Annotated in this window: 2 protein-coding genes; one reads left to right on the forward strand and one right to left on the reverse strand. The window is 70.6% G+C overall.

From position 1 onward, the window contains the following. Positions 1-67: 67 nt before the first annotated feature. Positions 68-991 carry a Gfo/Idh/MocA family protein gene (locus WH07_RS31740; protein ID WP_046507824.1) on the reverse strand — a complete coding sequence of 308 codons (924 nt, stop codon included), beginning with the start codon at positions 989-991 and terminating at the stop codon, positions 68-70. 380 nt (positions 992-1,371) lie between these two features. On the opposite strand from WH07_RS31740, the gene glnII reads away from it, so the two are divergent. Beyond that, complete coding sequence (glnII, locus tag WH07_RS31745) at positions 1,372-2,391, forward strand: glutamine synthetase (protein ID WP_046507826.1); 1,020 nt, start codon at positions 1,372-1,374, stop codon at positions 2,389-2,391. The last annotated feature ends 83 nt before the right edge of the window (positions 2,392-2,474 follow it).

Raw genomic sequence — 2,474 nt, forward strand, 5'->3', positions numbered from 1 at the left:
CCACCACCAACCGCACGATCAAACCAACCTAACGAAGCACTACTAGACCCTGTCCGGCGGACAGGACCTAAGCCCCGGCCGTAGCGCCCGCCCGACGCACCACCTCGGCTTCCGCCTCCGCCAGGATCTCGGTCAGCCGCAGCCCGAACCGTATGTCGCAGGCGTGCGGCCGCCCCGTACGGACCGACTCCAGCAGCGCGTCGGTCGCCGCGCGGAACGAGTCGACCGGGTCTCCCCACTCGGCCGGCAGCGCCTCCGTACCGTGCTCGCCGCGCAGTTCGACGCACGACCCCGACCCGGCCTCCGGCGCGCTCAGGCTCAGCGCCACCGTGCTGGCCGCCCCGGACACATGCCGGAGCACCAGATGCGTGAGGTCGGGCCCGGTCCGTACGGCCGTCAGCCCGGTGACATCGCCGAGCACCGGGATCAGCGCGGACAGCGCGTGCGGGCCGACGTCCCACAGGCCGCCCTTCTCGCGGCGCCAGGGGGATTCGGCGTACGGGCTGTCCGCGCCCGGCCCGTACAGCGCGCCCATCCAGTAGGCGTGGGCCGTGAACCAGCCGCCCTTCGCCGCCTGCTCGTCGATCCAGCCCGCGGTCCCGGCGGCGAAACGCAGGGTGCAGAAGACGACGGACGAGACGCCCGCACCGGTCGCGGCGTCGGCGGCCTCGCGGGCGGCGGCCACGGTCGTCGCGACCGGTTTGTCCAGCAGCAGATGGCAGCCGGCCGCGGCGGCCCGTACCGCGAGCGGCGCCTGGATGTCCGGCGGCAGGGCGAAGGCTATGGCGTCACTCTCGGCGAAGAGGGCGTCGAGGCCGCTCTCACCGGAGTGCGGGGTGGTGTCATGGGCGGCGGCGAGTGCGGCGGCGGCCTCGGGGCGCCGTCCCCAGACGCCGCTGAATTCGATGCCGGGGTGGGCGGCGAGGGCGGGGGCGTGCGTACGCTCCGCCCAGGGGCCGGTGCCGAGAAGTCCGATACGTGGCTTGCTCATGGCGATCAGTGTGCCCCGTCGCCGCGCGGCACAGGAGGCGCGGGGTGGTACGAGGGTGGTACGGGGCCGGTACGGGATCCGTACGAGGTGTTACGGGGACCGTACGAGGTGTGAAGCCCTCGTCCCGACCCCGTATACGACGCGCACGGTCCGGCGCACGGCGCCCGGCACCGAACGTGCCGGACGCGCGCTTCCAGGACGCCAGAGGCCTCTCGGGCGCTTCCCCGCATGACGCCCGCGAAACAGAAGAAACCTGAGTAACGCGCGGTTCATGGATGGGCAACAGCCGGGAAATCCCGGATTGCCAAGCTTCGGGACACACTTGCCGCACTCAAACTCTTGCCGCACTCAAACTGCTGCACCCGCAAAGGATGAGGCCCGTGACCTTCAAGGCTGAGTACATCTGGATCGACGGCACCGAGCCGACCGCGAAGCTGCGCTCGAAGACCAAGATCCTGACGGACGGCGCCGAGCTGCCCATCTGGGGCTTCGACGGGTCGAGCACCAACCAGGCCGAGGGTCACGCCTCCGACCGTGTGCTGAAGCCGGTCTTCTCGTGCCCGGACCCGATCCGCGGCGGGGACAACGTCCTGGTCATGTGCGAGGTCCTGAACATCGACATGACGCCGCACGAGTCCAACACCCGTGCGGCGCTCACCGAGGTCGCGGTGAAGTTCGCGGGCCAGGAGCCGATCTTCGGCATCGAGCAGGAGTACACCTTCTTCGAGGGCTCCCGTCCGCTGGGCTTCCCCGTCGGCGGCTTCCCCGCCGCGCAGGGCGGCTACTACTGCGGTGTCGGCGCCGACGAGATCTTCGGCCGCCAGATCGTCGAGGCGCACCTGGACAACTGCCTCAAGGCGGGCCTGGGCATCTCCGGCATCAACGCCGAGGTCATGCCGGGCCAGTGGGAGTTCCAGGTCGGCCCGCTGGCACCGCTGGACGTCGCGGACCAGCTCTGGGTCGCCCGCTGGCTGCTCTACCGCACCGCCGAGGACTTCAACGTCTCCGCGACACTCGACCCGAAGCCGGTGAAGGGCGACTGGAACGGCGCGGGCGCACACACGAACTTCTCCACCAAGGCGATGCGCGAGGGATACGACGCGATCATCACCGCGTGCGAGTCGCTGGGCGAGGGCTCCAAGCCGCTCGACCATGTCAAGAACTACGGCGCGGGCATCGACGACCGGCTGACCGGTCTGCACGAGACCGCCCCGTGGAACGAGTACAGCTACGGCGTGTCCAACCGCGGCGCCTCGGTCCGTATCCCGTGGCAGGTCGAGCAAGACGGCAAGGGCTACATCGAGGACCGCCGTCCGAACGCCAATGTCGACCCGTACGTGGTGACGCGGCTGATCGTCGACACCTGCTGCTCGGCCCTGGAGAAGGCCGGCCAGGTCTGACCGGACCGGTCCGGTCCGACCGCAGTTCCCGGAGGGGGCGGCCGCCGCACGGTGGCCGCCCCCTCCGTCAACTGCGGTCGGAC

This window comes from Streptomyces odonnellii (genome assembly GCF_000981895.1).
GTDB classification, from domain to species: Bacteria; Actinomycetota; Actinomycetes; order Streptomycetales; family Streptomycetaceae; genus Streptomyces; species Streptomyces odonnellii.